Genomic DNA, 24613 nt, shown 5'->3' on the forward strand with positions numbered 1-24613 from the left:
TCTCCGGCATGACCCTGTCGCTTCCCGTTCCGCTGCGGCGTGCCTGCCGCGTCCTGCCCCTGCTCGCTCTGGCCGGCCTGGCCTCCACCGCCCTGGCCGCGGCGCCCTCGGCCAAGCGCGCTCCTGTCAAAGCCGCAGCCGTCATCAGCGACGACAGCCCCGACGTGGTCATCTACGGCCAGCGCGAGGACGTGGTGCAGTTCGGCCGCACCCTGGCCGCGGCCAACCAACTGGACCCCGAATGGGTGGTGGCCCAGCTGGCCCAGGCCCGCTTCCAGCCCCGCGTGACCCAGCTGGTCATGCCCCCGCCGGTGGGCACGGCCAAGAACTGGGCGGCCTACCGGGCCCGCTTCGTCGAGCCGCAGCGCATCGGCGCCGGGCTGCGCTGGTGGCAGGACAACGCCCAGGCCCTGAGCCGCGCCGAGGCCCGCTATGGCGTGCCGCCGGAGATCGTCGCGGCCATCGTGGGGGTCGAGACCTTCTATGGTCGGCTGACGGGCAGCTTCAAGGTCATCGACGCGCTGGCCACGCTGTCCTTCGACTTCCCCAGCGGCCGCAGCGACCGCTCGGCCTTCTACCGGGACGAGCTGGGCGCCTTCCTGCGCTGGTGCGCCGCCGAGAAGCGGGACCCGCAGAGCGTGCTGGGCTCCTTCGCCGGCGCCATCGGCCTGCCCCAGTTCATGCCCAGCAGCATCCTGAAGTACGCGGTGGATTTCGACGGCGACGGCCGCATCGACCTGAACACGCACGGCGACGATGTGGTGGGCAGCGTCGCGCATTACCTGGCCGAATTCGGCTGGCAGCGCGGCCTGGTGCCCACCGTGGCCGTGACGCCCCCCGCGGACGTGCGGGAGAAGGCGCTGATGCTGGTCAACGACATCACCCCCAGCCTCAGTGCCAGCCAGATGCGCGAGCGCGGCGCGGTGCTGGACGCGGAGGCCACCGACGCCCTGGGGCCGCTGGCCTTGGTGGAGCTGCAGAACGGCGGCAACGCCCCCAGCTACGTGGCGGGCACCCGCAACTTCTACGTCCTCACCCGCTACAACTGGTCGGCCTACTATGCGATGGCGGTGGTGGACCTGGCGCGCGCCCTGCGCAGCGGACGCACCGACAGCACGGCCACGCCTGCCGCACCGGCCGCACCGGCCGCTTCGGCCGCGCCCTGAGGCGCCCGCGCTCGTGCCTACAATGGCCACCTCCCCGCTCGTTTCACGCACTGGCCCATGACCCGTCTGTCGGATCTTGCCGAGCGCATCGACCGCCTCGTGCTGCGGCACGAAGAGCTGGCGCGCACCAACGCCCTGCTGACCCAACAGGTGCAGGCCCTGCAGGCCGAACGCGACAGCCTCAAGTCCCGCCTGGCCGCAGCCCGCACCCGGGTCGAAGCCCTGCTGGATCGCTTGCCCACCGATCCCTCCTCCACCGGAGGTGATGCCGCATGAAGCAGATGGAAGTCACCATCCTGGGCCAGAGCTACCTGCTGGCCTGCCCCGAAGGCGGCGAGGACCTGCTGCGCCAGGCGGTGAGCCGGGTGGACCAGGAGATGAGCGCGATCCGCGATGCGGGCAAGGTCAAGGCGCGTGAGCGCATGGCCGTGCTGGCCGCCCTGAACCTGGCCTACCTGCTGGCCGAGCAGCGACAGACCCCGGCCGCAACGGTGCCGGTGCCCGCATCCCCCCCGCCCAGCCTCGAGGCCAATCTCGAGGAAGAGGCCCTGCTGGACCGCCTGATTTCCAAGCTCGACGCCACCCTGGGCGACGATGGACAGCTGCTCTAGCACAAGCCCGTTCCGCACATCGCCCGGATTCCGCACTGCGCCCGTGGCAATTGGCTCGCGGCGGGCATGGCGCTGGTTCTAGAATGGGCTCGTCCGTCGCATCCGCGTGGGTTTTATATTTCCTTGAACCGATGCTCTCGCGAGCCCGGGCTTGGAACATTGCCGGGCGGGCGTGATCGTCTCGCGTCAGATGAACCCGAAGCCCTGCTGACCTCGCCCACCTGAATCCCCTGGGTTCAGGAATGCGGCCCACGGTTTGCGATGGACACCCTCTTCCCGCCTTGCCCATGCCCCAGTACTGGCTGATGAAGATCGAGCCGGCCGAGTGCTCGATCGACGAGCTCGCGCGGCTGCCCGCCCAGACCGTGCCCTGGACCGGGGTGCGCAACTACCAGGCCCGCAACTTCATGCGCGACGCCATGCAGGTGGGCGACGGGGTGCTGTACTACCACTCCTCCTGCGCCGAACCCGGCGTGGCCGGTCTGGCCGAGGTGGCCAGCCCCGCCTACCCGGACGCCACGCAGTTCGATCCGGCCAGCCCCTGGTTCGACCCGAAGTCCACGCCCGAGCAGCCGCGCTGGCTGAACGTGGATGTGCGCCTGGTGCGCAAGACGCGTCTGCTGCCGCTGGCCCGGATGCGCAGCGAGCCGGCCCTGCAGAGCATGGTGCTGCTGCGCCCCGGCAGCCGCCTGTCGATCACCCCGGTGACCCCGCAGGAATGGCAGGCCGTGCTGGCCCTGCTGGACGCTTCCGCGGCATGAGTCCCAGCCTCGTCGTCGAGCTGCTGTGCCTGGGCACCTTCGGCGGTTTCATGGCCGGGCTGCTGGGCATCGGTGGCGGCATGGTGCTGGTGCCCTTCATGACCATCATCATCAGCCACCGCGGCGTGCCGGGCGACATGGCGGTGAAGATGGCCATCGCCACCTCGATGGCCACCATCCTGTTCACCTCGCTGTCCAGCATGCGGGCGCACCACAAGCGGGGCGCCGTGCGCTGGCCCATCGTGGCCAGCATCGCCCCGGGCATCCTGATCGGCGGCCTGCTGGCGGGGGCGGGCGCCTTCTCGCTGCTCAAGGGCCAGGCCCTGGCCCTGTTCTTCGCCGTCTTCGTCGGCGTCTCGGCCACGCAGATGCTGCGTCATCGGCCCCCCCGCCCGGGCCGCGAACTGCCCGGCCCGATGGGCCAGGCGGCCGCGGGCACCGGCATCGGCTTCGTCTCGGGCCTGGTGGGCGCCGGCGGCGGCTTCCTGAGCGTGCCCTTCATGACCTGGTGCAACGTGCCCATGCACCAGGCGGTGGCCACCAGCGCGGCGCTGGGCTTTCCGATCGCCCTGTCCAACACGCTGGGCTACCTGGTGGGCGGCTGGGCCCTGCCGGCGGCCCTGCCCGGCGCCGTGGGCTACCTCTACCTGCCGGCGCTGGGCGTGGTCGTGCTGGCCAGCATGAGCATGGCGCCGCTGGGCGCGCGGGCCGCCCACGCCATGGACGTGGCCCAGCTTCGCCGGGTGTTCGCCCTGGTGCTCTACGGGCTGGCGGCTTACATGCTGTGGAAGTCCTTCCACACTTGACGGCGGCGCGTTTTTGCATTTATCCCGCAGGCGAGGTAGAATCGCCTGCTTTGCTAGCAACCAACCGCGTGTCGATCCGGTGGACGGGATTTCCGGAACCGGCTTTGGCCTTTGCACCAAAGCAACGTCCATAACGGACACCGAGCGCAACTCACCGAAGGATTCTTCGCTCATGACCACCATCCGAGTCAAGGAAAACGAGCCGTTCGACGTGGCCCTGCGCCGCTTCAAGCGCACCATCGAAAAGCTGGGTCTGCTGACCGAACTGCGCGCCCGCGAGTTCTACGAGAAGCCCACTGCCGAGCGCAAGCGCAAGAAGGCTGCCGCCGTGAAGCGCCACTACAAGCGCGTGCGCAGCATGCAGCTGCCCAAGAAGCTCTACTGAGCTTGGTGCCCAAGACGCTGCACTGATCGAACGACCGTCCTCGGACGTCGCACAAAAAGCCCGCGCGGGACGCCGCAGCGGGCTTTTTTGCGTCTGGCCGACCTGCGCGTGCCTCCCTGCCTGCCCTCAGCCGAGTTGTGCCAGTTGCGCGCGCAGTTCCTCGACGGCCGCCGCCAGGGCTTGCTCGAACTCGGCACGCCAAGGATGCGCAGGCCGCCACCGCGGCACCACCTTGCCCAGGTGGAAGGGGATGCTGACCGAGAAGGGGCGCACCTGCAGGGCCTGCGCCGCCGCCATCTCCAGGGCGGTCAGCGGGTTCACGATGGCCACCCCCAGGCCCTGGCGCACCAAGGCGCACACGGACAGCGCGCTGGGTGTTTCCAGCTGCAGCTGGCGCGCCACACCCGCCTGGGCGAACACCGCATCCACCTGCTGGCGATAGGGATCGGTGGGTGCCAGGCTGATGAAGGACTGCCCCGCCAGATCGGCCGGGGCGATGACCCGTCGCTCGGCCAGTGCATGGCCGGGCGGCAGCACGCAGACCTCGTCGGCCACCAGCAGGGTGCTGAGCTGGCAGCCAGGCGGCGGCTCGCGCTGCTCGGTCAGACCCAGGTCGTGGCGCTGCTCGGTCAGGGCACTTTCCAGCTGGGGCGATTCCAGCGGGGCCAGGGCCACGGCCGCCGTCGGCCGGCCTTGCCGGTACAGCGCCACCGCGCGCGGCAGCAGGGCATGGGCCAGCGCAGGCAGGCAGGCCACCTGCAGGCGCATGGCACCGGCATCCCGCAGGTTGAAGGCCGTGGCAGCGATCCTCTCCAGCCCCTCGTAGGAACGCTCCACCTCGTCCAGCAGAGCCTGCGCCTGGGCCGTCGGCCGCAGCCGGCCCTTGACCCGCTCGAACAGCACCAGGCCCAGCACCTGCTCCAGCCGGGCCAGCTCGCGGCTGACCGTGGGCTGGGACGTGTGCAGCAGCTCGGCCGCCCGGGTGACATGGCCGGTGCGCATCACCGCGCGAAAGACCTCCACCAGGCGATGGGTCAGATCCATATCAGCCTTGAATCGAAGATTAAAGAAAAAGTATTTTTCAGTATGACAGAAGCGCCGCATCATCGCGGCATGAATCCGTTCGCCCCCGATCTGCTCCGCTCCCTGGCGCGCGCCCATGGCACGCCGCTGTGGGTGTATGACGCCGCCACCATCCGCCAGCGCATCGCCGAACTGCGGGCCTTCGACACCATCCGCTACGCCCAGAAGGCCAACTCCAACACCCACCTGCTGCGCCTGATGCGCGAGGCGGGCGTGGTGGTGGACGCGGTGTCCCGCGGCGAAATCGAACGGGCCCTGGCTGCCGGCTTCAGCCCCGCACCGGACGCCCAGGGGGCCGCCGGCATCGTCTTCACGGCGGACCTCTTCGACCCCGCCACGCTGGACACCGTGGTGCGGCACGGCGTCACCGTCAACGCCGGCTCGATCGACATGCTGGATCAGCTCGGCGCCGTCTCCCCCGGCCACCGCGTCTGGCTGCGCATCAACCCGGGCTTCGGCCACGGCCACAGCAACAAGACCAACACCGGCGGCGAGCACAGCAAGCACGGCATCTGGCACGCCGAGCTGCCGCAAGCCCTGGCTGCGGTGGCCCGCCACCGCCTGCATCTGGTGGGCCTGCACATGCACATCGGCTCGGGCGTGGATTACGGCCACCTGCAGCAGGTCTGCGCCGCCATGGTGGACCTGGTCAAGCGCGCCGGGGTGGCCATCGAGGCCATTTCCGCCGGCGGCGGCCTGTCCATTCCCTACCGCGACGGCGAGCCGCGCCTGGACACCGCGCACTACTTCCAGCTCTGGGACGCGGCCCGCCGCGAGATCGCCAGCCACCTGGGGCGCGATGTGCACCTGGAGCTGGAACCCGGCCGCTACCTGGTGGCCGAGTCCGGCGTGCTGCTGACCGAGGTGCGGGCCACCAAGCACATGGGGCGCCAGCGCTTCACCCTGGTCGACGCCGGCTTCTCGGACCTGATGCGCCCGGCCATGTACGGCGCCTATCACGGCATGAGCCTGCTGCCGGCAGACGACACACCCCGCGCGGAGGTCGACACCGTGGTGGCGGGCCCCTTGTGCGAATCGGGCGATGTGTTCACCCAGGCCGATGGCGGCGTGGTGCTGACCCGCCGCCTGCCCGAGGCCCGGGTGGGCGACCTGCTGGTGCTGCACGACGCGGGGGCCTACGGCGCCTCCATGTCCAGCAACTACAACACCCGCGGCCTGGCCGCCGAGGTGCTGGTCGATGGCGACACCCACCGCCTGATCCGCCGCCGCCAGACGGTGGAGGAACTGATCGCCCTGGAGAACGTCTGAGCGCGCTTCGGGACGACAATGCAGGCTTTGCTGCCAAGACATCGACCATGAGCACGCTGAAAGAACGCATCACCGAAGACATGAAGGCCGCCATGCGGGCCAAGGAAGCCGAGCGCCTGGGCACCATCCGCCTGCTGCTGGCCGCCTGCAAGCAGAAGGAAGTGGACGAACGCATCGAGCTCGACGACGCCGCCGTCATCGCCGTGGTGGACAAGCTGATCAAGCAGCGCAAGGATTCGGTGGCCGCCTACAGCCAGGCCGGCCGCAGTGACCTGGCCGACAAGGAAAGCGCCGAGATCGCGGTGCTCGAGGTCTACCTGCCCCAGCGCCTGAGCGAAGCCGAGATTGCCGAAGCCGTGGCCGCCACCGTGGCCGAGGTGGGCGCCACCGGCCCGGGCGACATGGGCAAGGTGATGGGCGCGGTCAAGGCCCGCCTGGCCGGCAAGGCCGACATGGGCCTGGTTTCGGCTGCGGTCAAGAAGGCCCTCCAACCCTGAACTCCCACGAGGACGCCACGATGCAGACTCAACTGCCCCTCCAGGCCATTGCGCCGGATGTCTATGTCGCGCCGCAGATGGCGCCCGAAGCCATGGCCGAACTCGCCCGCCTGGGCTTCAAGGCGGTGATCAACAACCGGCCGGACTTCGAGGGCGGGTCGGAGCAGCCCACCAGTGCCGCCGTGGAAGCCGCCGCTCTGGCCGCCGGCCTGCAGTACCGGCACCTGCCTGTGCAAGGCGCCTACCAAAGCCCGGAAGAGATCGCGGCCTTCGGTGCCCTGCTGGCCGAGCTGCCCCGCCCGCTGTTGGCTTTTTGCCGCTCCGGCGCCCGCTCGACCAAGCTTTTCACAGCGGCCCGCACCGTCTGAGTGCACCGCCGGGCGGCGCCAGCGTCCACCGTCCTAGGACTTTCCCGCGGTTGTTGTGAGCGATTGCTGCAAAGCGCCATGACTTCCGTACAGTGCGGCGATCCACCACCGGCCCCGGCCGGTGTTGCTTTACCTAGGAGACGCTGTGTCCGCATTGTTAGCCCTTTCACGATGGATCGACCGACTCAATGAGTGGGTCGGTCGCAGTGCCGCCTGGCTGGTCCTGGCCGCGGTGCTCATCAGTGCCCTCAACGCCATTGCCCGCAAGGCCTTCGACGTCGGCTCCAATGCCTTCCTGGAGATCCAGTGGTACCTGTTCGCCGGCGTCTTCCTGCTGGCCGCCGGCTACACGCTGCTGCGCCAGGAGCATGTGAAGATCGACGTGGTGCTCAGCCACTTCTCCAAGCGCACCCAGATCATCGTCGAAGCCGTCTGCATCGTCATCTTCCTGCTGCCCTTCTGCGGCGTGGTCATCGACCTGGTCCTGCCCCTGGTCAAGCAGGCCTATGAGACGGGCGAGACTTCCAGCAACGCCGGCGGCCTGATCCGCTGGCCGGTCTATGCCCTGGTGCCCGTGGGCTTCAGCCTGCTGGCCCTGCAAGGCGTCTCCGAGCTGATCAAGCGCATCGCCTTCCTGATGGGCCTGATCGAGGACCCGACCGAGAAGAAGCAGGAGAAGACCGCGGAAGAGGAACTGGCCGAAGCCATCCTGCGTGCCCAGAAGAACCAAGGAGCCGCGCAATGACCGAGTTCCTGCACGCCAACATGGCCCCGGTGATGTTCGGGGGCCTGATCGTCTTCCTGCTGATCGGCTTCCCCGTCGCCTTCTCGCTGGCTGCGGCCGGCCTGATGTTCAGCTTCGTCGGCATCGAGTTCGGCATCCTGCCTTCGTCGCTGATGCAGGCCCTGCCGCTGCGCATCTTCGGCATCATGCAGAACGAGACGCTGCTGGCGATCCCGTTCTTCACCTTCATGGGCCTGATCCTGGAGCGATCCGGGATGGCCGAGGATCTGCTCGACACCATCGGTCAGCTCTTCGGCCCCATCCGCGGCGGCCTGGCCTTCGCGGTGATCCTGGTCGGCGCCATGCTGGCCGCCACCACCGGTGTGGTGGCCGCCTCGGTGATCTCGATGGGCCTGATCTCCCTGCCCATCATGCTGCGCTACGGCTATGACCGCCGCATCGCCTCGGGCGTCATCGCCGCCTCGGGCACGCTGGCCCAGATCATCCCGCCCTCGCTGGTGCTGATCATCATGGCCGACCAGCTGGGCCGCAGCGTCGGCGAGCTCTACAAGGGTGCCTTCATCCCCGGCTTCACGCTGACCGCGCTGTACACCGGCTTCATCGTCCTGGTCGCCATCTTCCGCAAGCACTGGGTGCCCGCCCTGCCACCGGAAGCCCGCACCATCCGCGAAGACAACGGCTCCTCCGGCCTGCCCTCGCTGGGCCTGCTGGCCCTGCTCTCGGTGGGCGCGGCTGTCGCCTTCGCCAAGAGCCGTCCGGCCGAGACCCCCACCGACGAGTTGATCGTGGTGTCGATGTGTGTGGGCGTGGGTGTGGCCTTCGTGCTGTCGGTGATCAACAAGGTGTTCAAGCTGGGCCTGCTCTCGCGCATGGCCGAACGGGTGACCTTCGTTCTGATCCCGCCGCTGGGCCTGATCTTCCTGGTGCTGGGCACCATCTTCCTGGGCGTGGCCACGCCCACCGAAGGCGGCGCCATGGGCGCGGTCGGCGCGCTGATCATGGCCCTGCTGCGCAAGCGCATCGACATGAAGCTGCTGCGCCAGGCCATGGACTCGACCATGAAGCTGTCCTGCTTCGTGCTGTTCATCCTGATGGGCTCGACGGTGTTCAGCCTGACCTTCCAGGGGGTGGACGGACCGAAGTGGGTCGAACACCTGCTGACCAGCCTGCCGGGCGGCCAGGTGGGCTTCCTGATCGTCGTGAACATCCTGGTGTTCGTGCTGGCCTTCTTCCTGGACTTCTTCGAGCTGTCCTTCATCGTCGTGCCACTGCTGGGCCCGGTGGCGGACAAGCTGGGGATCGACCTGGTCTGGTTCGGCGTGCTGCTGGCGGTCAACATGCAGACCTCCTTCATGCACCCGCCCTTCGGTTTCGCGCTGTTCTTCCTGCGCAGCGTGGCGCCCAACAAGGAGTACAAGGACCGTGTGACCGGCAAGCCGACCGCCCCGGTGACCACCGGTCAGATCTACTGGGGCTCGGTGCCCTTCGTGATCATCCAGATCATCATGGTGGGCCTGATCATCGCCTTCCCGGGCCTGGTCTCCGGTGGTCTGGGTCCCAAGGAGAAGATCGACCTGGACAAGGTGCAGATCCAGATCCAACCCGAGAACGATTACGGCGGCGACAGCAATCAGGACGTCAATGCCCTGTTCGGCCTGCCGCCAGCGGCCAGCGGCGCCGCCTCGGGCGCGGCGCCCTGATCTCCACCCCCTCAAAGGCCTCCTCGGAGGCCTTTTTCATGACCAGGGCCATGGCGGCCGAGGATGAAAAAGGGCGCCCCGCGGGGCGCCCTTGTCGCGTCAGGAGCAGGTGTGCTCAGAGCTTCTGGGCCTGCATGAAATCGTCGAAGCTGGCCTCGGCGAAGCGGAACCACAGGTTCTCGTCGCGACGGAAGGTGGCGAAGTCCTCGTAGACCTTCTTCCAGCGCGGATTCTTGGCGCTCAGCTCGCTGTACAGGGCCATCGATTCCTTGAAGGCCAGTTCCATCACGTCCTTCGGGAAGCGCGCCAGCTTGGTGCCCGAGCCCACCAGCTGCTTGAGCGCCCCCGGGTTGCGGGCGTCGTACTTGGCCTGCATGTCGATGTGCGCCACCGCGGCGGCGGCCTCCACCATCGCCTTGTACTCGGCCGACAGGGCCGCGTAGGCCTTCTGGTTGATGAAGAGGTCGATCTGGGGACCACCCTCCCACCAACCCGGGTAGTAGTAGTGCGGCGCGACCTTGTTGAAGCCCAGCTTCAGGTCGTCGTAGGGGCCGATCCACTCGGCCGCATCGATGGTGCCCTTCTCCAGCGCCTGGTAGATCTCGCCGCCCGGGATGTTCTGCGGCACCCCGCCCATGCGCTCGATCACCTTGCCCGCAAAGCCGCCCACGCGGAACTTCAGGCCCTTGATGTCGGCCACCGACTTGATCTCCTTGCGGTACCAGCCGGCCATCTGGGCGCCGGTGTTGCCGCAGGGGAAGTTGATCATGTTGTAGCCGGCGTAGAACTCGCGCATGAGCTTCAGGCCGTTGCCTTCGAACATCCAGGCCGTCATCTGGCGCGAGTTCATGCCGAAGGGAATGGCCGCGCCCAGGGCGAAGGTCTCGTCCTTGCCGAAGAAGTAGTAGGGCACGGTGTGGCAGGCCTCGACGGTGCCGTTCTGCACACCGTCCACCACGCCGAAGGCCGGCATCAGCTCGCCGGCCGCATGCACCGTGACCTGGAACTTGCCCCCCGAGAGCTCGCCCACCTTCTTGGCGAAGACCTCCGCAGCGCCGAAGATGGTGTCCAGCGACTTCGGGAAGCTGGATGCGATGCGCCAACGCACGGCGGCTTGGGCATGAACGATGGCCGGTGCTGCACCGGCCGCCAGCACGCCAGCCAGGCCCGCGCTTCTCACAAACGAACGACGTTCCATCAGCAAGTCTCCTGTTGAGTGTTGCATGTTGCAGCACCATTCTCAGGGACACCTGACCCATGCGGCAGCCGGGGTATTCCCTTCACCCCCCCCTCATCCGGGGGACACACGCAAGAGGCATGAAAAAGGCGCCCAGAGGGCGCCTTGGACAGGAACACGGTTGTGTCGCTCAGAGCTTCTGGGCCTGCATGAAGTCATCGAAGCTGGCTTCGGCGAAGCGGAACCACAGGTTCTGATCGCGACGGAAGGTGGCCAGGTCCTCGTAGACCTTCTTCCAGCGCGGGTTCTTGGCGCTCAGTTCGCTGTACAGGGCCATCGATTCCTTGAAGGCCAGCTCCATCACGTCCTTCGGGAAGCGTGCCAGCTTGGTGCCAGAACCCACCAGCTGCTTGAGCGCCCCCGGGTTGCGGGCGTCGTACTTGGCCTGCATGTCGATGTGCGCCACCGCAGCCGCGGCTTCGACGATGGCCTTGTACTCGGGCGACAGGGCCGCATAGGCCTTCTGATTGATGTACAGGTCGATCTCCAGACCACCTTCCCACCAGCCAGGGTAGTAGTAGTGCGGCGCGACCTTGTTGAAGCCCAGCTTCAGGTCATCGTAGGGGCCGATCCACTCTGCCGCGTCGATGGTGCCCTTCTCCAGCGCCTGGTAGATCTCGCCGCCCGGGATGTTCTGCGGCACCCCGCCCATGCGCTCGATCACCTTGCCCGCAAAGCCGCCCACGCGGAACTTCAGGCCCTTGATGTCGGCGGCGGACTTGACCTCCTTGCGGTACCAGCCAGCCATCTGGGCGCCAGTGTTTCCGCAGGGGAAGTTCATGATGTTGTAGCCGGCGTAGAACTCGCGCATGAGCTTCAGGCCGTTGCCCTCGAACATCCAGGCGCTCATCTGGCGCGAGTTCAGACCGAAGGGAATGGCACCGCCCAAGGCGAAGGTCTCGTCCTTGCCGAAGAAGTAGTAGGGAGCGGTGTGGCAGGCCTCGACGGTGCCGTTCTGCACGCCGTCCACCACGCCGAAGGCGGGCATCAGTTCGCCGGCCGCATGCACCGACACCTGGAACTTGCCGCCCGACAGCTCGCCGACCTTCTTGGCGAACACCTCGGCCGCACCGTAGATGGTGTCCAGCGACTTCGGGAAGCTGGACGCGATGCGCCAGCGCACCGCCGACTGGGCATGGACAATGGCAGGCGCCGCACCCGCGGCCAACACGCCGGCCAGGCCAGCACTTCTCACAAACGAACGACGTTCCATCAGCATGTCTCCTGCAGGGTACTGCGCAAAGCAAAGTACCCATTTTTAGGGACAGCTTCCGCAAACGGAAGACGGGCTATTCCCAGCGCGAGAACAACCCTAACGTCAGCCTGTCGTCAGACTGGTCTCAACCACCCGCCACCTTCATGCGGTCGATCAGCACCGAGCCCACGGTCTTGGCGCCCAGGGTGTAGGCGTCCGCCCCCACGGCGACCACCCCGCACAGCATCTCGCGCAGGTGGCCCGCGATGGTGATCTCGTGCACCGGGTAGGCGATGCGGCCGTCCTCGACCCAATAGCCTGCGGCCCCGCGGGAGTAGTCGCCGGTCACGTAGTTCACGCCCTGGCCCATCAGCTCGGTGACGAACAGGCCGCGGTGCAGCTTGCGCAGCATCTCTTCGAGGTGGTCTCCGGGTCGGGTCAGGCGGCTGACCAGGCGCAGGTTCTGCGAGCCGCCAGCATGGCCGGTCGTGCGCATGCCCAGCTTGCGGGCGGAGTAGCTCGACAGGAAGTAGCCCTGCACCACACCGGCCTCGACCACGCGGCGGGCACGGGTGCGCACGCCCTCGTCATCGAAGGGCGCGCTGCCCTTGCCGCCGACGATGTGGGGATCTTCCAGCACGTCGATGTGGTCGGCCCAGACGGGCTGGCCCAGGCTGTCCTGCAGAAAGCTGGCCTTGCGGTACAGCGCGCCACCGCTGGTGCCCTGCACATAGGCGCCCAGCAGGCCGGCCGCCACGGTGGACTCGAACAGCACCGGCACCTCGCAGGTGCCGATCTTGCGGGACTTCAGGCGGGAGAGCGCCCGCTCGGCGGCGTAGCGGCCCACGGCCTCGGGCGAGGCCAGGTCCAGCGCATTGCGCATCGAGCTGTACCAGAAGTCGCGCTGCATGTCGCGACCCTTGCCGGCGATGGGCGAGACCGACAGCGAGTGGCGCGAACTGGCGTAGCCGCCGCGGAACCCCCGACTGTTGCCCGCCCAGAAATGCGACTGCTGGGCCGAGACCGAACCGCCTTCGGAATTGGTGATGCGCTTGTCCACGGCCAGCGCGGCGGCCTCGGCACGCCGGGCCAGTTCGGCGGCCTCCTCGGCCGTCACCTCCCAGGGGTGGAACAGGTCCAGGGGCAAGGCGGCTTCCTCGGCCGTGGCCAGGTCCGCCTCGTCGGGCAGGCCGGCGGCCGGGTCCTCAGCGGTGAAACGGGCAATGTCGTAGGCCGCCCGCACCGTCTGCTCCAGCGCCTGCTGGGAAAAGTCGGACGTGCTGGCATTGCCGCGGCGCTGGCCCAGGTAGACCGACACGCCCACCGACTTGTCACGGTTGCGCTCGACGTTCTCCACCTCGCCCTTGCGCACCGAGACGCTCAGACCACTGCCCTCGGACACTTCGACGCCGGCGTCCGAAGCCCCCAGCGCCTTGGCCATGGACAGCACGTCCTCGACGATCTGCTGGAACTGGTCACGGGAAAAGCCGAAGCCCTGGGTGGCGGAGGAGGTCATGGACAGATGGAATGGGGAACGATTGGGGGAACAGATGCGGGACAATCATAGCGACCCACCGATCTCCGCCGATTCCACTCCCCCACATGCGCGCTGCTCCGTCCCGTTCCGCCCCCGCCGACTCTGCCGATGACTTCGACACCGATGGCCGGCCCAGCAAGTCCGCGCTCAAGCGCCAGATGCACGAGCTGCAGGCCCTGGGTCTGGCCCTGGCCGAGCTGCCAGTCTCGCGCAGCAGCAAGCTGGACTTGCCCGAACAGCTGCGCGACGCGCTGAAGGAATACCACCGCACCCGCTCCCACGAAGGCCGGCGGCGGCAACTGCAGTTCATCGGCAAGCTGATGCGTCAGATCGACCCCGAGCCGGTGCGCGAGGCCGTGGCGGCCTTCAAGCTCGGCAGCGCCGCCGAGACCCTGGCCCTGCACGAGGTCGAGCGCTGGCGCGAGGAACTGATGGCCAGCGACGACGCGGTCACCCGCTGGATGGCCGACCATCCCGAGACCGACGCCCAGCAGCTGCGCAATCTGCTGCGTTCGGCCCGCAAGGATGCCGGCAAGGCCGCGCCCACCGATGGCCAGGGCCAGCGCCACGGCCGTGCCTACCGTGATCTCTTCCAGCTGATCAAGTCGGCGCTGACCGCCCCGGGCACGGCCCCGGCCGCCGATGAAGACGCGGATGACGAGGCCGACGATGAATGAGGCGGTGAGCAGCTCCTTCGAGCCCGTGCGCATCGGCGTGGTCTCGGTCAGCGACCGGGCTTCCAGCGGCGTCTATGAGGACAAGGGCATCCCGGCCCTGCAGGACTGGCTGGGCCGGGCCCTGCGCAACCCGATCACCTGGGAAACGCGGCTGATCCCCGATGAGCAGGACACCATCAGCGCTGCACTGCGCGAGCTGGTCGACACGGCCGGCTGCCATCTGGTGCTCACCACCGGCGGCACCGGCCCGGCCCCGCGCGACGTGACCCCCGAAGCCACGCTGGCCGTGGCCGACAAGCTCATGCCCGGCTTCGGAGAGCAGATGCGCGCCATCAGCCTGAACTTCGTGCCCACGGCCATCCTGTCGCGCCAGGTGGCGGTGATCCGGGGTCAGGCCCTGATCATCAACCTGCCGGGACAGCCCAAGTCCATCGCCGAGACGCTGCAGGGCCTGCCCCAGGCCAGCCCGCCGGTGCACGGCATCTTCGCCGCCGTGCCCTACTGCATCGACCTGATCGGTGGCCCCTACCTGGAAACCGACCCGGCCCTCTGCCAGGCCTTCCGGCCCAAGTCGGCTCAACGTCCGCCCCGAGCTTGAACCCCATGCGCCTGCTGGCCCTTCGCCATTTGCCGGGCCTGATGGCCCTGGGCTTGACCGCCCTCTCAGGCCTGCCCAGCCACGCTGGTCCCGCCCCCGAGCCGGTGCTGCACTACACGGTGCAGCCACGCGACACCCTCTGGGACCTCAGCGCCCGCTGGTTCCGCAGCCCCGCCAGCTGGCCGGAGGTGGCCCGCCTGAACCACCTGCCCCAACCGGACCGCCTGAGCCCAGGACAGACGCTCAAGCTGCCGCTGCACTTGATCAAGCCCGAGAACGTGCCGGCCACGCTGAGCCAGGTGGAAGGCCAGGTGCTGCTGGACGGACAGGCGGCCCAGGCCGGCACCCCCATCCAGCCCGGGCAGCAGCTGCAGGCGGGCCCCGACAGCTCGGCCGTGATCCAGCTGGGCGATGGCTCGCGCGCCAGCTTGCCGCCGCAAAGCGAAGTGACCCTGGCACAGCACCAGCGCTACACGCTGAAGGCCGCGCAACCGGTGCAGGACGAAGGCCTCTACGCCGCGACCTTGCGTCTGCTGCGCGGCACCCTGGAAGTGCTGGCCACCCAGGCCCAGCGGGCCAAACCGCTGGAGGTGACCACCCCCACCGCGGTGATCGGCGTGCGGGGCACCCGCTACCGCGTGCATGCCGATGCCCAACAGCCGCGCACCCAGACCGAGGTGCTGGAGGGACGGGTCTGGGCGCGCAACCAGGCCCAACCGCCAGCCAGTGCCATCCTCGATGCCGGCCAGGGCGCCGTGCTGCGCAACGACCAGACGGTCACCCCGCAGCCGCTGGCCGCCGCCCCCGATCTCTCCGGCCTGCCCGCGCGTTTCGAACGTCCCCTGCTGCGCTTCAACCTGCCCGGCCAAACTGGGGAGGTCCGGGTGCAGATCGCCGCGGACGAGGGCTTTCTGCGCATCGTGCGGGACCTGACCCTGCCCGCAGGCGAGGAAGCCAAGGTCGCCGGCCTGGCCGATGGCCGCTGGTACCTGCGCGCACGCCAGGTAGCGGCCGACGGACTGGAAGGCCTGGACGCCGCGCGCCCCTTCGTGCTCAAGGCCCGTCCGGAGCCGCCGCCCAGCATCGCCCCGCGGCCCCAGGCCCGGCAGAGCGTGGGCACGGTGGACTTCTCATGGACCAGCAACACCGAAGCCGCCCGCTATCACCTGCAGGTGGCCCGCGACGCGGCGTTCCAGGACATCGTGGTGCAGCAGGACGACCTGCGCGACACCCGCAGCACCGTGACCCTGGACACCGCCGGGACCTACCACTGGCGCCTGGCCAGCGAGCGGGCCGATGGCGACCGCGGCCCCTGGGGCGACGGTCAGCGCTTCGAGCTGCGCCCCCTGCCCGAGCCGCCCCAGGTGCACACCGGCGAGGACGGCCAGATCCAGCTCACTTGGAGCGCCCGCCCCGACGAAAAGCAGCAGGTGGAGCTGGCGCGCGACCCGGGCTTCAGCTCGGTGGTGACCAGTGCCGAACTCGCGGGTGGCCAGTGGACGTTGCCCAGCCTGCCGGTGCCCGGCACCTACTACTTCCGCTACCGCTATGTGGACGACCAGGGCTTCGTCTCGCCCTGGACGGCGCCGCTGGGCATCGACGTGCCGGTGGACTGGCACATGCTGCTGCTGGGCGCGCCGCTGCTGTTCGCGCTCTGATGCTTCAGCCGCCCCCGGGGGCGGCTGAGCTTCATTTGACCAAACGGTTCAGGCGCTCGGCGTCGAACTGCTCGGTGGTGCGGGCTTCCTGCGGCACGCAGGTGTCGGCCGGCAACTCGCGGGCCTGCATCGAGAGCTTCTCGATCGCCTGCCACAGCAGGGCGATCTGGTGCTCGTGCGAGGAGGCGTTGTCGATCAAGCCCTTCATGGCCTGGGCCACCGGATCGTCGCCACTGGTCAGACCATAGGCCGAGAAGCCCATGCGCGCGGCGGCGGCCTCGCGCTTGGCATCGGCCTCGGCCTGGATGATGCGGGCCGGGTTGCCCACCGCCGTCGCCCCGGCGGGCACCGGCTTGGTCACCACGGCCCCCGAGCCCACGCGGGCACCGGCGCCCACCGTGAAGCCGCCCAGCACCGCCGCGTTCGCGCCAACGATCACGCCGGCCTCCAGCGTCGGGTGGCGCTTGGCGCCCTTGACCAGCGAGGTGCCGCCCAGGGTGACGCCCTGGTAGATCGTGCAGTCGTCGCCGATCTCGGCCATCTCGCCGATGACGACGCCCATGCCATGGTCGATGAAGACGCGGCGACCGATGGTGGCCCCCGGGTGGATCTCGATGCCGGTGGCCCAGCGGGCGATGTGCGAGATGAAGCGGCCCAGCCACTTGAAGCCGCGCTGCCAGCACCAGTGGCCCAGGCGCTGCATCCACAGCGCGTGCAGGCCGGGGTAACAGGTCAGCACCTCCCAGCGGCTGCGCGCCGCAGGGTCGCGCTCCAGAATGCAGGCAATGTCTTCGCGCAGGCGGGAGAACATGGCGGCTCCGTGGGTGGTTGATTCGAAAAACGAGAAAGCAAAGTCAGTGTAGCCGGGCACCCCGGAACCCGACCGGGCTCAGGGCTCTTTGCCCTGTGCCGGGGAGAGCTTCTGCATGGCCCGGGCGATGCCGCGCAGGATGTGCACCTCCTCCTGGGTCAGCTGGGCGCGATTGGCCAGCTGGTTCAGGCGCGGCAGCAGCTTCTTGGGCGCGGCAGGGTCCAGAAAGCCGATGTCCACCAGGGCCGCCTGCCAGTGGGCCAGCAGGCCCTGGATGGCCGCGCCATCAGCCCACTGCACCGGCGCCGTGCGCGGCGCCACGGTGAAGCCCCCCAGAGCCTGGCGCCAGTCGTAGGCCAGCACCTGCACCGCCTGGGCCAGATTCAGCGAGCCGTAGGACGGATCGGTGGGAATGGACAGACAGGCGTGGCAGCGGTAGACGTCCTCGTTGCCCAGACCGAAGCGCTCGCTGCCGAACACGAAGGCCACCCGGTGGCCCTGCGGCGCCAGCTCGGCGAAATGGGCCCGTGGCGCGTGCGTGGGCGGGCCGAAGTCGCGCGGGGTCATGGCCGTGGCACAGGCCCAGGTGATGCCGTCCAGCGCCTCGGCCAGGGTGGGCACGATGCGGGCCTGCGCCAGCACGTCGGTCGCGCCACTGGCCATGGCCACGGTGTCCTCGTGCTGCAGCACGTCGGCAAAGCGCGGGGCCACCAGCACCAGGTCCGAGAAGCCCATCACCTTCATCGCGCGGGCCGCCGCCCCCACGTTGCCTGGATGGCTGGTGCGCACCAGCACGAAACGGGTGCCATCCGCCGGCCGGCCGGCCGTTTCGTGATCTTGTGCCGCAGCACCGGAGGGGGAAGCCAGGGGATGGGACATTGCCAAACGGGCGCTGAGCGCTAGAATCAAGGGTTTTCCGCAGCCCGTATTGTCGCTGCGATGCTCTTTGTCCATCGCCAAGATCGCTCCACGAGCGCACCCGCCACGCGCTGCACTATCCTTGCAGGTTGGCATGCCCTCGTCCCCCAGCCCGGGAACCCAGGCCGCACGCCGCCTTCCCCTTCGCAGGTTGAACCATGACCCAGCAGACCCTCCACCCCATGCTCAACATCGCCGTGAAGGCCGCCCGTGCCGCCGGAGCGATCATCAACCGGGGATCGATGGACCTGGATCTGCTGAAGATCAACACCAAGAGCCCCAACGACTTCGTCACCGAGGTCGATCAGCTGGCTGAGGAAGCCATCATCGACACCATCCTGCAGGCCTATCCCAACCACGGGATCCTGGCCGAGGAGAGCGGCCGCGAGCGGGGCAACAAGAGCAGCGATTTCGTCTGGATCATCGACCCGCTCGATGGCACGACCAACTTCATCCATGGCTTCCCGGTCTACTGCGTCTCCATCGCCCTGACCTTCCGCGGCAAGGTGGAGCAGGCGGTGGTCTACGACCCGAACCGCAATGACCTGTTCGTGGCCTCGCGCGGCCGCGGCGCCTACCTGAACGACAAGCGCCTGCGCGTCTCGCGCCGCACCCGCTTGCAGGACAGCCTGATCGGCACCGGCTTCCCCTTCCGCCGCGGCGACAACTTCCAGCGCTACATGAAGATGTTCGAGACGCTGATGCCGCTGTGCGCCGGCCTGCGTCGCCCGGGTTCCGCCGCGCTGGACCTGTGCTACGTGGCGGCCGGCTACTACGACGCCTTCTTCGAGACCGGCCTGAGCCCCTGGGACATCGCCGCAGGCTCGCTCATCGTCACCGAGGCTGGTGGCCTGGTGGGCAATTTCACCGGTGAACCCGACTTCATGAACCAGCGCGAGATCTTGGCCGGTGCGCCCAAGATCTACGGCCAGTTGGTGCCGCTGCTGAGCCCCTTCACCCGCGTGATCACCGAAGAGCCGGCCGCCGAGGCCCCCCCGGCGGGCGAGGCCCCGGCTGCGGAAGCGGCCGCCGAAGACGCCCCCAAGGTCCGCAAGCCGCTGCGCCTGCGCAAGAAGGCCGCGGAGGGCGACGACGCGACCCCGGCCACCGGCTCCGCCGAAGACGCCCCCTTCTGATCCCCGGGGCCCGGCGCGGCCTCAGTCAGCCCCCGGGCGTGTAGAGCACGGCCCGCGGCGGGCGACACAGGCCCCACAGCCGCACACCGGCGGCCTGCGCCGCCTGCACACCCAGGGCCGTGGGTGCCGACACCGTGGCCAGGGCCCTCAGGCCCACCCGGGCGCACTTGGCCACCAACTCGTGGCTGGCACGGCTGGACATCAGCACCAGCCCCGGCGCACCCAGCTGCCCCTGCCGGGCCAGCACACCGATCAGCTTGTCCAGTGCGTTGTGCCGGCCCACGTCCTCGCGAGCCCAGCGCACTTCACCGTCCAGATCGGCCCAGGCCGCCACATGCACGGCGCCCGCCTGGGCGTTGAGCGGCTGGAAGGCCGGCAGCCGGGGCATGACCCGGGCCAGCAAGGCGGCGTCGACACGGCCCAGCCATTCGGCGGCCGGCAGGGCCGCCGGCAACAGCTCCAGGGCCTGCAGGCTCTCGATGCCGCAGACGCCGCAACCGGTGCGTCCGGCCAACGTGCGCCGACGCAGCTTGAGGCCCTCCAGTCGGCGCGGCGACAGCTCGATGTGCACCTCCCAGGCCGGAGGGCTCCCCGGCGTCTGGCAGGCCGCGGGCCGGGCCTCGACATCCCGCAGCTCGTCGGCCGAAGCCACGATGCCCTCGCTGAGCGCGAAGCCCAGGGCGAAGTCCTCCAGCTCCAGCGGCGAAGCCATCATCACCGCATGCGAAATGCCGTTGAACACCATGGCCACCGGCACCTCGTCGGCCAGCCAGTCGTCGGCGGCCACCAGTTCCGCAACCGCTGCCCCGTCCTGCGGGGTGCGCTGCACGCGCTGGCGCACCAGGCCGGGCGGGACAGCGTCGTCAGGCAGGTGCGGGCTCCGGCTCATGGGGCATCCAACGGTACGGCAAAGGCGCAGACAGGGAGAAAAAGGGCGCAGCAGTGGCGGAAGGCAGCCGGAGTCGAACCGACCAGGGAGCGGCTGACGCCCCCTACCGGGTTTGAAGCCCGGGCGCACCACCGGATGCGTGTGCCTTCCAGAACAGGGACGCCGTCAAGGCGTCGGCGCGGATTGTAGGAGGGCCTGCTTCGCCAGTTCGGACTGGGGCCAACCGGCCTCGGCCCGCAGGACATGGGCGTCCTGCACGCGCCGGGTGTAGCCCACGCGGTCGAAGAACTCCAGCACCTGGATGGCCCGCTTGCGCCCCAGGCCGGTGTGGTCCCGGAAGACGCGGGCCTCCACCAGACCGCCCAGGCTGCGCGCTGCCAGCAAGGCCAGCAGGCCCGACAGCAGCTGCACCTGCGAGGCGGCATAGAACAGGTCCTTGACGACCTGGAAGAGCAGGCCCTGGCGGGCCAGCTTGCGCAGGAGCTGGCGCACCACCTCCTCCGCCACGCCGGCACGGCCCGCCAGGTCGCGCACCCAGGGCGGGTCGAAACCGCCCTCCTCCACCCAGGGCAGCAGGCGTTCGGCCAGCGCCCGCTCGCTGTCGCTCAGGCGCACCTCGTGCCCGGGCAGATGCAGCCAGGCGCCGCTGGACGCGATGGCGCCGTCGCGCAGCAGCGCCTCCAGCAAGGCGCGCCACAGGGCATCGTGCTGCGGCTGGGCCTGGCCCGGCAGGGCCATGCGGCGCAGTCGGGCGGCGTTCACCCCCGGTTCGTCGGGCGTGCGCTCGTGGAAGCGCGTCAGCGCCGCCAGCACCTGTTCGCGCCAGCGCTGCCAGACGACCTCGGCCAGCAGCAGCGCGTCATCCGGCCCGCTGGGCAACTGCACCAGCCCGGCATCTGCCAGGGCCAGCACCTCCGGCGGGCGGCCCATCAACAGCGCCAGGCGGCTGCGCAGCACGCCGGTGGGCGACTGCGCCACCAGATCGACCAGGGGACCGCCGGCCAGCGCCTCTTCCAGCGCGTCCAGATAGGCCTGCCGCTCGGGGCTGCGGCGCTTGCGTTCGGGGGCGAAGGGGTCGATCACCGCCCCGCCGCCGATGGTGCGGCTGGCCTGGGCGTTGCGCAGGATGAAGCGGTCGCCCGGCAGCACGAAGACCGGCTGTTCCAGGACCAGCTGCACCCGGGCGGTCTGGCCGGGCGCCAGCGCGGCATCGTCCAGCAGGGCCACGTGGGCCGTCTGGTGGCTGGTGCCCACATGCACATGCACGGGGGCCCACTGGGCCAGGGCCGGGGCATCCGGCAGCAGCTGCAGGCGCACGTCCATGCGGATGCTGGCCTGCAGGGCCCGCGGGTCGGCGATCCAGTCGCCGCGGCGGATCGCCTCGCGGTCGATGCCGGCCAGGTTCAGCGCGCAGCGCTGCCCGGCCACGCCGCGGTCTGTCGCCTGGTTCTGGGCATGGATGGAGCGCACCCGCACCTTCTGGCCGCTGGCGGAATGGGCCACCGTGTCGCCCACCGCCACCTGGCCACCGAAGACCGTGCCGGTGACCACGGTACCCTGCCCGGCCAGCGTGAACACGCGGTCCACCGCCAGGCGGAACAGGCCGTCCTGGCGGCGCTGGGCATGGTGCTCGGCCAGGGTCCACAGATGGGCCCGCAGCGCCGCCACGCCAGGGTCGCCTTCGGCCGTGGCGGCCGTCTCGAACACGGGGGCGGCGGCCAGCGGCGTGCCGGCCAGCAGCACCGCCAGCTCGGCCCGCACCTCGGCCACCCGGGCCGCTTCGGTGCGGTCCACCTTGGTCAGAGCCACCGTGCCTTCACGCACGCCCAGCAGGTCCAGGATGGCCAGGTGCTCGCGGGTCTGCGGCATCACGCCATCGTCGGCGGCCACCACCAGCAAGGCATGGTCCACGCCGACGGCGCCGGCCGCCATGGTGTGGACGAATTTCTCGTGGCCGGGCACGTCGATGAAGCCCAGCACCTCACCGCTGGCCAGCGGCGCATAGGCATAGCCCAGCTCGATGGAGATGCCGCGCGCCTTCTCTTCCTTCAGACGGTCCGTGTCCACGCCGGTGAGCGCGCGCACCAGCGTGGTCTTGCCGTGGTCGATGTGGCCGGCGGTGCCGATGATCATCGCGCACGGTCCTCCGCCAGCGCCTGCTGCAGGGCGCCGAACTGGGCCAGGAAGGCAGCCTCGTCACGCTCGTCCAGGCAGCGCAGGTCCAGCCACAAGGCGTTGTCGCCGATGCGACCGATCACCGGCCGCGCCAGGCCACGCCAGGCGGCTTCCAGGCGCGAGAGGGCCCGGCCAGCCCGTTTGACTTCGGTGGGCTCGATGCGCAGGCCCGCGCTGGGCAGGGTGTTGACCGGCAGGGCCCCGCTGCCGATCTGGCTGAACATGGGCGCCAGGGAGACCTGGTAGGCGCCGCCCAGCGCGGCCGCCAGCGGCGCCAGCAGGCGCTGGGCCTGGGCCTGCATGGCCGCCTGTGGGCGGGTGAACAGGCGCAGCGCCGGCAGGCGCTCGGCCAGGAATTCCGGCGCCTGGTACAGGCGCAGCACCGGCTCCAGCGCGGCCAGGGTGAGCTTGCCCACCCGCAGCGCGCGCTTGAGCGGGTTCCTTTTGATCTTGGCGATCAGGTCCTTGCGGCCGACGATCAGGCCGGCCTGCGGGCCGCCCAGCAGCTTGTCGCCGCTGAAGCTCACCACGTCGGCCCCGGCAGCCACCACGTCGCGCACCGTGGGCTCGTGCGGCAGACCCCAGTCGGCCAGGTCGATCAGGGTGCCGCTGCCCAGGTCCACCGCCAACGGCAGGCCCTGGGCATGGGCGATGCGGGCGACCTCGCTCTCGGCCACGCTGGCGGTGAAGCCGGTGACCGCGTAGTTGCTGCAGTGCACCTTCATCAGCAGCCCGGTCTTGGGCGTGATGGCGCCTTCGTAGTCGCGGGCATGGGTGCGGTTGGTGGTGCCCACCTCCACCAGCCTGGCGCCGGCGCGGGCCATGATGTCGGGGATGCGGAAGGCCCCGCCGATCTCCACCAGTTCGCCGCGGGAGACGATGACCTCCTTGCGCGCGGCCAGGGCGTTGAGCATCAGCAGCACCGCGGCGGCGTTGTTGTTGACCACGGTGGCGGCTTCGGCCCCGGTCAGCTCGCACAGCAGGTCGTTGACCAGGTCGTCGCGGTCACCGCGCCCCCCTGTGGCCAGGTCGTATTCCAGGTTGGCCGGGCTTGTCAGCGCCTGCACCACAGCCTGCACCGCCTCGTCGGGCAGCAGGGCCCGACCCAGGTTGGTGTGCAGCACGGTGCCGGTGAGGTTGAAGACCGCCCGCAGGCGGGGTGCCCGCTGGCGTCGCAGGTCTGCCTCCACGGCCTGCGCGAGCGCAGCGGGAGCCCCCAACTCCGCAGCCAGGGCCTCCCCACCGCGCAAGCGGCTGCGCAGGCGCTCCAGCTGGGCACGCACCGCCGCCGTCACCAGGCTCAGGCCGTGTTCACCCAGCACCGGCTGGAAGGCGGCATGGGTCAGCAGCTTGTCCACGGCCGGCAGCTGGGCCGGCGAGCTGAGCAACGCGTGGGCGTCGAGGGGGGTTGCGGCGCTCATGCGTCCTGCGTGTCCAGGTCTTCACCCGAGGGCTCGCCGGAGGCCAGCGCCAGCAGGGGGTTGCCGCTGGCACGAGCGTAGGCGGTGTCGGCCATCAGCAGGTCCAGGGTCAGGCTGGCCAGATCGTCAGCCAGTGGCTCGACCAGCGGGTCCTTCTCCTGGTTCACCTGCTTGCGGTAGGTGTGGCAGCTGTCGCAGGTCTCGGCCAGCACGGCCGGGTCGCCACCCTCGATGCCCTGGTAGCGCACGCCCTTCGTCGATTCGCAATGGCTGCACTTGACGCGCACCATGTGCCATTCGGTGGCGCACAGGCCGCAATGCAGGTAGCGATGGCCGCCCGCCTCGCCGCCGATGCGCAGCACGCTGACCACCGGCGCGCTGCCGCACACCGGGCAGATGGAAGCCGGATCCACATAGGCGATGCGCTGGGTGTCCAGGCGGCTGGCGATGTCGGCATAGACGACCTGCAGCGCGGCCATCACCAGCGGCTGGGCCGCCAGTTCGGCCGGCGTGGCCTGGTCGCCCAGGAAGGCCTGGGCCAGCGCCTCCAGCTCGGCGTCGCCACGAGCTGCCAGGGCCTGGGCGTTCTGGCGCAGGGCCTGCGGCAGGTCCTGCAGGGCCAGCACGCCGGCCAGCAGCTGCCGCAGCATGCCCAGCCAGGCCGGGTCGGGCCGCAGCGGCGCAGGCAGCACGGGCATGCCGTGGTCCAGCGATTGGGCGATCACCGCCTCGGGCACCGGCTGGGTGGCCACGGTGGCGGCGGCCTGCGCCTGGAGATCGACCAGATGAGCCAGGAAGCGCAGGTAGTCGGCAATCGGATGGCCGTCGGCCTTCTGGCGCAGGCGCGCCGCCCGCTCGGTGAACAGCACGGCCGGCTGCGGCAGGCGCAGCCGCGGGAACTCGATGCGGTCCAGCGATTCGATTTCGCCGGGTTGAAGAATGCGTTGCACGCCCAACTCCAATCAGAAAG

The 24613-nt window shown here is 69.6% G+C and carries 25 protein-coding genes and 1 tRNA gene; 15 read left to right on the top strand and 11 right to left on the bottom strand.

Features of this window, described 5'->3' with window-relative positions; all coding sequences use genetic code 11:
• Nucleotides 1–8 precede the first annotated feature (8 nt).
• The 6 genes from mltB (at nt 9) to rpsU (ending at nt 3729) form a co-directional block, all read left to right on the top strand.
• Nucleotides 9–1166, top strand: a complete 1158-nt coding sequence (gene mltB, locus LRM40_RS11480; RefSeq protein WP_151124134.1) for a lytic murein transglycosylase B — start codon at nt 9–11, stop codon at nt 1164–1166.
• 57 nt (nt 1167–1223) lie between these two features.
• Nucleotides 1224–1442: a DUF904 domain-containing protein gene (locus tag LRM40_RS11485; protein WP_151124133.1), complete on the top strand. Its 219-nt coding sequence runs from the start codon at nt 1224–1226 to the stop codon at nt 1440–1442.
• On the top strand, nt 1439–1777 hold the full coding sequence (locus LRM40_RS11490) for a cell division protein ZapA (protein ID WP_151124132.1): 339 nt from the start codon (nt 1439–1441) through the stop codon (nt 1775–1777). The genes LRM40_RS11485 and LRM40_RS11490 overlap by 4 nt, the downstream gene beginning before the upstream one ends.
• Nucleotides 1778–2064: 287 nt before the next feature.
• Nucleotides 2065–2538 (top strand): EVE domain-containing protein, encoded by a 474-nt coding sequence (locus tag LRM40_RS11495; RefSeq protein WP_151124131.1) that lies wholly within the window; start codon nt 2065–2067, stop codon nt 2536–2538.
• Nucleotides 2535–3344 (top strand): sulfite exporter TauE/SafE family protein, encoded by an 810-nt coding sequence (locus LRM40_RS11500; protein WP_151124130.1) that lies wholly within the window; start codon nt 2535–2537, stop codon nt 3342–3344. The genes LRM40_RS11495 and LRM40_RS11500 overlap by 4 nt, the downstream gene beginning before the upstream one ends.
• A 172-nt stretch (nt 3345–3516) precedes the next feature.
• Complete coding sequence (rpsU, locus tag LRM40_RS11505) at nt 3517–3729, top strand: 30S ribosomal protein S21 (protein WP_012346814.1); 213 nt, start codon at nt 3517–3519, stop codon at nt 3727–3729.
• 126 nt (nt 3730–3855) lie between these two features.
• Here the strand turns inward: rpsU and LRM40_RS11510 are convergent, their stop codons facing one another.
• Nucleotides 3856–4773, bottom strand: coding sequence for a LysR family transcriptional regulator (locus tag LRM40_RS11510; RefSeq protein WP_151124129.1), 918 nt, complete (start codon nt 4771–4773; stop codon nt 3856–3858).
• 69 nt (nt 4774–4842) lie between these two features.
• On the opposite strand from LRM40_RS11510, the gene lysA reads away from it, so the two are divergent.
• The 5 genes from lysA (at nt 4843) to LRM40_RS11535 (ending at nt 9391) form a co-directional block, all read left to right on the top strand.
• Nucleotides 4843–6081, top strand: a complete 1239-nt coding sequence (gene lysA / locus LRM40_RS11515) for a diaminopimelate decarboxylase (protein ID WP_151124128.1) — start codon at nt 4843–4845, stop codon at nt 6079–6081.
• Nucleotides 6082–6128: 47 nt separating this feature from the next.
• Nucleotides 6129–6578: a GatB/YqeY domain-containing protein gene (locus LRM40_RS11520; protein WP_151124127.1), complete on the top strand. Its 450-nt coding sequence runs from the start codon at nt 6129–6131 to the stop codon at nt 6576–6578.
• 20 nt (nt 6579–6598) lie between these two features.
• Nucleotides 6599–6946 carry a protein tyrosine phosphatase family protein gene (locus LRM40_RS11525; protein WP_151124126.1) on the top strand — a complete coding sequence of 116 codons (348 nt, stop codon included), beginning with the start codon at nt 6599–6601 and terminating at the stop codon, nt 6944–6946.
• Between the two features lie 145 nt (nt 6947–7091).
• Entirely contained in the window at nt 7092–7691 is a 600-nt protein-coding gene (locus LRM40_RS11530) for a TRAP transporter small permease subunit (protein WP_151124125.1), read from the top strand.
• A complete protein-coding gene (locus LRM40_RS11535; RefSeq protein WP_151124124.1) occupies nt 7688–9391 on the top strand; it encodes a TRAP transporter large permease in 1704 nt (567 codons plus the stop codon). Before LRM40_RS11530 ends, LRM40_RS11535 begins: the two co-directional genes overlap by 4 nt.
• Before the next feature lie 115 nt (nt 9392–9506).
• Here the strand turns inward: LRM40_RS11535 and LRM40_RS11540 are convergent, their stop codons facing one another.
• The 3 genes from LRM40_RS11540 to pmbA form a co-directional block, all read right to left on the bottom strand.
• Nucleotides 9507–10589 carry a TRAP transporter substrate-binding protein gene (locus tag LRM40_RS11540; RefSeq protein ID WP_231067517.1) on the bottom strand — a complete coding sequence of 361 codons (1083 nt, stop codon included), beginning with the start codon at nt 10587–10589 and terminating at the stop codon, nt 9507–9509.
• Nucleotides 10590–10758: 169 nt separating this feature from the next.
• Nucleotides 10759–11841 carry a TRAP transporter substrate-binding protein gene (locus LRM40_RS11545; protein ID WP_151123434.1) on the bottom strand — a complete coding sequence of 361 codons (1083 nt, stop codon included), beginning with the start codon at nt 11839–11841 and terminating at the stop codon, nt 10759–10761.
• A gap of 127 nt (nt 11842–11968) precedes the next feature.
• Nucleotides 11969–13339 carry a metalloprotease PmbA gene (gene pmbA / locus LRM40_RS11550; protein WP_151123433.1) on the bottom strand — a complete coding sequence of 457 codons (1371 nt, stop codon included), beginning with the start codon at nt 13337–13339 and terminating at the stop codon, nt 11969–11971.
• Between the two features lie 86 nt (nt 13340–13425).
• Here pmbA and yjgA point away from each other — a divergent pair, with 86 nt between their 5' ends.
• Genes yjgA through LRM40_RS11565 form a run of 3 tightly spaced genes read left to right on the top strand, consistent with a single transcriptional unit; the run spans nt 13426 to nt 16293 of the window.
• Nucleotides 13426–14037, top strand: a complete 612-nt coding sequence (gene yjgA / locus LRM40_RS11555) for a ribosome biogenesis factor YjgA (RefSeq protein WP_151123432.1) — start codon at nt 13426–13428, stop codon at nt 14035–14037.
• Complete coding sequence (gene mog, locus LRM40_RS11560; RefSeq protein WP_151123431.1) at nt 14030–14635, top strand: molybdopterin adenylyltransferase; 606 nt, start codon at nt 14030–14032, stop codon at nt 14633–14635. The genes yjgA and mog overlap by 8 nt, the downstream gene beginning before the upstream one ends.
• A 5-nt stretch (nt 14636–14640) precedes the next feature.
• Nucleotides 14641–16293, top strand: coding sequence for a FecR domain-containing protein (locus LRM40_RS11565; RefSeq protein ID WP_151123430.1), 1653 nt, complete (start codon nt 14641–14643; stop codon nt 16291–16293).
• 31 nt (nt 16294–16324) lie between these two features.
• Here the strand turns inward: LRM40_RS11565 and cysE are convergent, their stop codons facing one another.
• Entirely contained in the window at nt 16325–17104 is a 780-nt protein-coding gene (gene cysE / locus LRM40_RS11570; RefSeq protein WP_022983017.1) for a serine O-acetyltransferase, read from the bottom strand.
• Between the two features lie 78 nt (nt 17105–17182).
• Nucleotides 17183–17983, bottom strand: coding sequence for an RNA methyltransferase (locus tag LRM40_RS11575; protein WP_151123429.1), 801 nt, complete (start codon nt 17981–17983; stop codon nt 17183–17185).
• Between the two features lie 197 nt (nt 17984–18180).
• On the opposite strand from LRM40_RS11575, the gene LRM40_RS11580 reads away from it, so the two are divergent.
• Nucleotides 18181–19158 carry an inositol monophosphatase family protein gene (locus tag LRM40_RS11580; RefSeq protein ID WP_151123428.1) on the top strand — a complete coding sequence of 326 codons (978 nt, stop codon included), beginning with the start codon at nt 18181–18183 and terminating at the stop codon, nt 19156–19158.
• A 25-nt stretch (nt 19159–19183) separates the two neighbouring features.
• Here the strand turns inward: LRM40_RS11580 and fdhD are convergent, their stop codons facing one another.
• The 5 genes from fdhD to fdhE all read right to left on the bottom strand — a co-directional run bounded on the left by fdhD (nt 19184) and on the right by fdhE (nt 24593).
• Complete coding sequence (gene fdhD, locus LRM40_RS11585; protein WP_151123427.1) at nt 19184–20047, bottom strand: formate dehydrogenase accessory sulfurtransferase FdhD; 864 nt, start codon at nt 20045–20047, stop codon at nt 19184–19186.
• A gap of 54 nt (nt 20048–20101) precedes the next feature.
• A tRNA-Sec gene (locus tag LRM40_RS11590) sits at nt 20102–20197 on the bottom strand.
• A 15-nt stretch (nt 20198–20212) separates the two neighbouring features.
• Nucleotides 20213–22180, bottom strand: coding sequence for a selenocysteine-specific translation elongation factor (gene selB / locus LRM40_RS11595; RefSeq protein WP_151123426.1), 1968 nt, complete (start codon nt 22178–22180; stop codon nt 20213–20215).
• Nucleotides 22177–23643 (bottom strand): L-seryl-tRNA(Sec) selenium transferase, encoded by a 1467-nt coding sequence (selA, locus tag LRM40_RS11600; RefSeq protein WP_151123425.1) that lies wholly within the window; start codon nt 23641–23643, stop codon nt 22177–22179. The genes selB and selA overlap by 4 nt, the downstream gene beginning before the upstream one ends.
• Complete coding sequence (fdhE, locus tag LRM40_RS11605; RefSeq protein ID WP_151123424.1) at nt 23640–24593, bottom strand: formate dehydrogenase accessory protein FdhE; 954 nt, start codon at nt 24591–24593, stop codon at nt 23640–23642. The genes selA and fdhE overlap by 4 nt, the downstream gene beginning before the upstream one ends.
• Nucleotides 24594–24613 lie beyond the last annotated feature (20 nt).

The organism is Ideonella dechloratans (assembly GCF_021049305.1).
Lineage (GTDB): Bacteria > Pseudomonadota > Gammaproteobacteria > Burkholderiales > Burkholderiaceae_C > Ideonella > Ideonella dechloratans.

What these genes read in the sequence shown, in the direction of transcription:
- mltB (WP_151124134.1), top strand. Translation starts at nt 9, where the DNA reads ATGACCCTGTCGCTTCCCGTTCCGCTGCGGCGTGCCTGCCGCGTCCTG.
- LRM40_RS11485 (WP_151124133.1), top strand. Translation starts at nt 1,224, where the DNA reads ATGACCCGTCTGTCGGATCTTGCCGAGCGCATCGACCGCCTCGTGCTG.
- LRM40_RS11490 (WP_151124132.1), top strand. Translation starts at nt 1,439, where the DNA reads ATGAAGCAGATGGAAGTCACCATCCTGGGCCAGAGCTACCTGCTGGCC.
- LRM40_RS11495 (WP_151124131.1), top strand. Translation starts at nt 2,065, where the DNA reads ATGCCCCAGTACTGGCTGATGAAGATCGAGCCGGCCGAGTGCTCGATC.
- LRM40_RS11500 (WP_151124130.1), top strand. Translation starts at nt 2,535, where the DNA reads ATGAGTCCCAGCCTCGTCGTCGAGCTGCTGTGCCTGGGCACCTTCGGC.
- rpsU (WP_012346814.1), top strand. Translation starts at nt 3,517, where the DNA reads ATGACCACCATCCGAGTCAAGGAAAACGAGCCGTTCGACGTGGCCCTG.
- LRM40_RS11510 (WP_151124129.1), bottom strand. Translation starts at nt 4,773, where the DNA reads ATGGATCTGACCCATCGCCTGGTGGAGGTCTTTCGCGCGGTGATGCGC.
- lysA (WP_151124128.1), top strand. Translation starts at nt 4,843, where the DNA reads ATGAATCCGTTCGCCCCCGATCTGCTCCGCTCCCTGGCGCGCGCCCAT.
- LRM40_RS11520 (WP_151124127.1), top strand. Translation starts at nt 6,129, where the DNA reads ATGAGCACGCTGAAAGAACGCATCACCGAAGACATGAAGGCCGCCATG.
- LRM40_RS11525 (WP_151124126.1), top strand. Translation starts at nt 6,599, where the DNA reads ATGCAGACTCAACTGCCCCTCCAGGCCATTGCGCCGGATGTCTATGTC.
- LRM40_RS11535 (WP_151124124.1), top strand. Translation starts at nt 7,688, where the DNA reads ATGACCGAGTTCCTGCACGCCAACATGGCCCCGGTGATGTTCGGGGGC.
- LRM40_RS11540 (WP_231067517.1), bottom strand. Translation starts at nt 10,589, where the DNA reads ATGGAACGTCGTTCGTTTGTGAGAAGCGCGGGCCTGGCTGGCGTGCTG.
- LRM40_RS11545 (WP_151123434.1), bottom strand. Translation starts at nt 11,841, where the DNA reads ATGGAACGTCGTTCGTTTGTGAGAAGTGCTGGCCTGGCCGGCGTGTTG.
- pmbA (WP_151123433.1), bottom strand. Translation starts at nt 13,339, where the DNA reads ATGACCTCCTCCGCCACCCAGGGCTTCGGCTTTTCCCGTGACCAGTTC.
- yjgA (WP_151123432.1), top strand. Translation starts at nt 13,426, where the DNA reads ATGCGCGCTGCTCCGTCCCGTTCCGCCCCCGCCGACTCTGCCGATGAC.
- mog (WP_151123431.1), top strand. Translation starts at nt 14,030, where the DNA reads ATGAATGAGGCGGTGAGCAGCTCCTTCGAGCCCGTGCGCATCGGCGTG.
- LRM40_RS11565 (WP_151123430.1), top strand. Translation starts at nt 14,641, where the DNA reads ATGCGCCTGCTGGCCCTTCGCCATTTGCCGGGCCTGATGGCCCTGGGC.
- cysE (WP_022983017.1), bottom strand. Translation starts at nt 17,104, where the DNA reads ATGTTCTCCCGCCTGCGCGAAGACATTGCCTGCATTCTGGAGCGCGAC.
- LRM40_RS11575 (WP_151123429.1), bottom strand. Translation starts at nt 17,983, where the DNA reads ATGTCCCATCCCCTGGCTTCCCCCTCCGGTGCTGCGGCACAAGATCAC.
- LRM40_RS11580 (WP_151123428.1), top strand. Translation starts at nt 18,181, where the DNA reads ATGACCCAGCAGACCCTCCACCCCATGCTCAACATCGCCGTGAAGGCC.
- fdhD (WP_151123427.1), bottom strand. Translation starts at nt 20,047, where the DNA reads ATGAGCCGGAGCCCGCACCTGCCTGACGACGCTGTCCCGCCCGGCCTG.
- selB (WP_151123426.1), bottom strand. Translation starts at nt 22,180, where the DNA reads ATGATCATCGGCACCGCCGGCCACATCGACCACGGCAAGACCACGCTG.
- selA (WP_151123425.1), bottom strand. Translation starts at nt 23,643, where the DNA reads ATGAGCGCCGCAACCCCCCTCGACGCCCACGCGTTGCTCAGCTCGCCG.